This is a genomic window from Caldisericia bacterium (genome assembly GCA_021158845.1).
Taxonomy (GTDB): Bacteria; Caldisericota; Caldisericia; order B22-G15; family B22-G15; genus B22-G15.
On sequence record JAGGSY010000112.1, the window covers coordinates 1 to 4,330 of the forward strand.

The 4,330-nt window shown below is 31.8% G+C and carries 4 protein-coding genes; all 4 read left to right on the forward strand.

Annotation, left to right across the window (positions count from 1 at the left end; translation table 11 throughout):
• On the forward strand, positions 1-1,226 hold a 1,226-nt coding region (locus J7J33_04345), incomplete at its 5' end, for a polysaccharide biosynthesis C-terminal domain-containing protein (GenBank protein MCD6168519.1).
• A gap of 41 nt (positions 1,227-1,267) precedes the next feature.
• Positions 1,268-2,653 (forward strand): oligosaccharide repeat unit polymerase, encoded by a 1,386-nt coding sequence (locus tag J7J33_04350; GenBank protein MCD6168520.1) that lies wholly within the window; start codon positions 1,268-1,270, stop codon positions 2,651-2,653.
• A gap of 186 nt (positions 2,654-2,839) precedes the next feature.
• A complete protein-coding gene (locus J7J33_04355) occupies positions 2,840-3,490 on the forward strand; it encodes a PIG-L family deacetylase (GenBank protein MCD6168521.1) in 651 nt (216 codons plus the stop codon).
• Entirely contained in the window at positions 3,475-4,182 is a 708-nt protein-coding gene (locus J7J33_04360) for a WbqC family protein (GenBank protein ID MCD6168522.1), read from the forward strand. The genes J7J33_04355 and J7J33_04360 overlap by 16 nt, the downstream gene beginning before the upstream one ends.
• Positions 4,183-4,330 lie beyond the last annotated feature (148 nt).

The following is a 4,330-nucleotide window of genomic DNA, read 5'->3' on the forward strand; positions in this document are numbered from 1 at the left end:
CAAGAGTCTTGGGGCCATCAGGTAAAGGAGCATTGAGTCTTATTTTGTTAATTCCAAACTTCATATTTTTGCTTATGAGTTTGAGCATCCATCAAGCTAATATTTATTTTATAGGTCAGTATAAGAATAAGTTACCTAATATAATTTCTAACACTATCATATTTGTTACGGTTACAGGTGGGCTTCTCGCAATATTGGAATGGGTTCTTAGGTCAAAAATAGGTTCTTGGTTTTCACTTGAAGCGTATAAGAGTGCTCTTACTTGGTCTGTTTTTTTGTTTCCATTAGTTTTTGCATATAAGTTTTACGTTAATATATTAATAGGACAAAAACACTTTATGAAAAGAAACATAGCATATATTATCGAAAATAGCTCTCGTCTTTGCTTAGTTATATTATTCGTTTATTTTTGGAATGAAGATGTCTTAGGAGCTGTTAAAGCTTCAATCATTGCTTTATTATTAGCAACGTTGTATAGTTTTGTGAAAATTATAAAAGATAAGTATTTCTTTCTCATAAAACCGGATTTAGATTTATTTAAAAAAACCTTAAGTTTTGGCTTGAAGTCTTATTTAGGTAACATTACACAAATCTTCAATTATAGATTAGATATGTTTCTTGTAAATCATTTTTTAGGAGTTTCGGCTGTAGGTATATATTCTATAGCAGTCTCTGTAGGAGAGTTGTTATGGTATATTCCTATGAGCATAGGAAATATTCTTTTTCCAATTGTTAGTAGTAATTCTGAGGAATATGGAGATAAATATATTTCTTCTGTCGTACGAAAGACAATTCTTTTAACCTTAGCCGGAGCTTTAGGTATTTTATTGGCTGGTTGGTTTTTGATCCCATTTTTATTTGGGAATAAATTTATTTCTTCTGTAAAACCTTTAATTATACTATTGCCGGGAACTATAGCGATAAGTATTCATAAAGTGTTGGTATTCGCTCTTATGGGCAAAGGTTATCCCGAATACCTTTCATATAGTAGTGTAATTGCGTTTATCATAACTATTGGGCTGGACTTAGTTTTTATTCCGTTAATTGGTGTCTCAGGGGCTGCATTAGCATCCACTATAGCATATGTAATTTGCTTAATTTTTACTATGCATTGGTATAGGAAAACGACCACATTAAGTTTAACTAAAATTATAATTCCTCACAGGGATGATTTTAGGTATTTTTGGAATTATGGAAATAGAGTGATTAAAAAAATTTTCGGTTGATGTGTAGTTAACTAAACTTTATTTTAATCAGATGTAAAACTGTGCTGACTTATATAATATTAATAACAGTATTCTGTGCTTTTGTATTAGCTATAATATTTAAAAAAGCAGCGGGTAATATTGCACCTTCCCGACTAAATATGCTTTCTTTGATATTCTATGTTAAAATACTGTTGCAAACATTGATTGGAGTAACACTAGTAGCTATCGGAATAGATTTTCACCATCATGCAATTTATTATCTGGGAAAAGATATTCGTATTAAAATTTGGCTAATAGTTATGTATGCAGTATTGGCAATGACAATTACTACATTTCTGGTAACCAAAATTTTAGCCTCTGAAAAAATGGAATATTTATTAGAAAATTATCTTTTAAAGCCAGTAACGCCTGTTATGTCTAAAAAGGATATTGGAATCAAGATTATTCTAATCTTTCTGAGCATTTTATCTCTTTTGTCAGTGAGCTACGTATATTTTGTAATGTATTTTAAAATAGGCACCATACCTATTTTGGAATTGATAAAAGGTGCTTCCTATGAAAAATTAATTATGATTCGAATTTCCACTAGCTATCAATTTGCTAGTGATTACATATATAGACTTGGCGGTACCGCACTTACTCCTTTGCTTGCTTATATCTATTATGTTTACTGCTTAAAATTAGCTCCAAGTTTTAAGTACCGAGTTTTATTTATTTTTTACACATTATTATCCATTTTGATCTTGGGTTGTGATCTTAAGAAAGGATGGGTATTAAATTTTTTTATTGGGATTCTACTTATTAAGATTATGTTAAATGGTGGTATCAAGTTTGTTAAATTAGCATTTTTTGTGTTAATCACCTTAGCATCTTTATTATGGATTTATTCGGCATCGCAAGGTTTAGGTAATATCGTGTTGGCTTTTCGAGAATGCTTTTTACCACGACTGTTAATAGGGCAAATTGCTCCTTTATATCATTACTTTTTAATTTTTCCAGATAGGATACCATTTCTCCACGGAGCCAGTTTCCCAACATGGATGCACCGCTTTTTTGGAACTGGCTTAGAGCATATAAGTACTCCTTTATTAATTAAAAGCATATGGAATCCAGAACTGTTTTTTGCAGGTAAGTCACACTATGGTAACACTTTTTTCGTGGGCGATGCTTATGCCAACTTTGGGTGGATTGGGGTATTTCTTTCTCCGATAATTGTTGGTCTCGAATTAGGCATCGTGTACACTACTTTTCTTTGTCTTCCAAAAAACCCAATAAACATAGCGATTTTTGGATTTTTATCGATAAGATTATCAGATAAAATAGTTGGATCTTTTACTAATATTGTATGGGATGCATCACTCGTTGTGCTGTTTTTTTCTTATTGTATGGGATATATCATATTAAAAACTAGTCACAAGAACAGATGCGTATCTCAAAGAGCATAATTAGATGGGTAATATAAAAAATAAAGTGTATAACTCATTTATATTCGTAAGAGAGATATTTGTAGCACCTTTATTGTAGCAGTTGGCCTGTTAACAAAGTTGGTGGCAAAGAAAGTTTGGATCTTTCCTTCCTTAAATTAAACATGATGGAAGTAGTTAAAAAGCTGAAATACAGTTATAGCTAGAATGAGAGAGGCTATTACTAATTTGTTTCAACGTGTACTTGTATTAGCGCCACATACTGATGATGGTGAATTTGGCTGTGGAGGATCTATTGCCCGGTTTATTGAAGAGAAGAAAGAGGTTTTTTATGTGGCTTTTTCTGCAGCCGAAAAATCAGTACCTGAGCAATTTCCGAGTGATATACTAAAAATAGAGGTAAGAGAAGCTACAAAAGTTCTTGGGATAAAGGAAGAAAATCTGATGATCTTGTCTTATCCGGTAAGGGAATTTCCTTTATATAGGCAGGAGATTTTGGAGGATATGATTCAGTTAAATAAGAAATTAAAACCTGACTTAGTTTTTCTTCCCTCTCCTAGTGATACTCATCAGGATCATCAGACTATAGCTTGGGAAGGATTTAGGGCTTTTAAAAAAATAACTATACTCGGCTATGAAGTTCCATGGAATAACTTAACATTTGACACTAATGCGTTTATTTTTTTAAAGAAAGTTCACATTGAAAAGAAAGTTAAAGCTTTAAAGTGTTATAAATCTCAAAAACAAAGAAGCTATGCAACTGAAGAGTTTATAAGATCACTAGCAAGAGTTCGAGGCACACAAATTGGATGCGAATATGCCGAGGTTTTTGAAGTTATTAGATGGGTAATAAAATGATTGTCGCAATCCATCAGCCTAACTTTATACCGTGGTTGGGTTATTTTTATAAAATCTATAAAAGCGATGTGTTTGTTTTCCTTGATAATGTTCAATTTACTAAGAATAGTTTTCAAAATAGAACTAGGGTAAAAGCCTCTCAAGGCCCTATTTGGCTTACCGAGCCCGTACTAACTAAAGGGAGATTTGGACAGCTTACTAACGAAGTTGAGTTTAATAACAGTATCCCTTGGAGAAAAAAACATTTGAGAACGCTGGAAGTAAATTATAAGAAATCGTCCCATTTTGATAATTTTTTTTCAAAATTACAAGAAATCTATTTTAAGAAAGAATGGAAAATGTTAGTCGAGTTCAATATTGAGTTAACAAAATTCGTATGTAGTGAACTTGGATTTAAAAAGCGTTTCGAGATCGCCTCTAAGTTGGGAGTTACAGGAAAAGCAACAGAGCTTTTAATAAATATATGTAAGAAACTTGGTGCAGATGTATATCTTTCGGGGAGTGGTGGTAGAAAATACCAACGCGAGGAGCTTTTTAGAAAAGCTGGCATAAAAGTTATTTATAGTGATTTTAAACATCCAATCTATCCACAGCTTTGGGGCTCATTTGAGCCTAATTTATCGATAATAGATTTATTATTAAATTGTGGAGAACAAAGTATAGATATTTTAACAGGAAAACGAATTTCATAAAATGATACAAAAGACATTTGTGTGGAAACTAAAAAGGAAGTTTAAAGTCTGAATGTTAGCCATGCAACATAAAGGAATTTTTATGAAGAAATAGCAGGATGGAAATGTGGGACATTTTGCATATTAAAATATACATATTAAAATATAC

Excerpts from the sequence above, each read along its gene's own strand:
- J7J33_04355 (MCD6168521.1), top strand. The coding sequence starts at position 2,840 with ATGAGAGAGGCTATTACTAATTTGTTTCAACGTGTACTTGTATTAGCG.
- J7J33_04360 (MCD6168522.1), top strand. The coding sequence starts at position 3,475 with ATGGGTAATAAAATGATTGTCGCAATCCATCAGCCTAACTTTATACCG.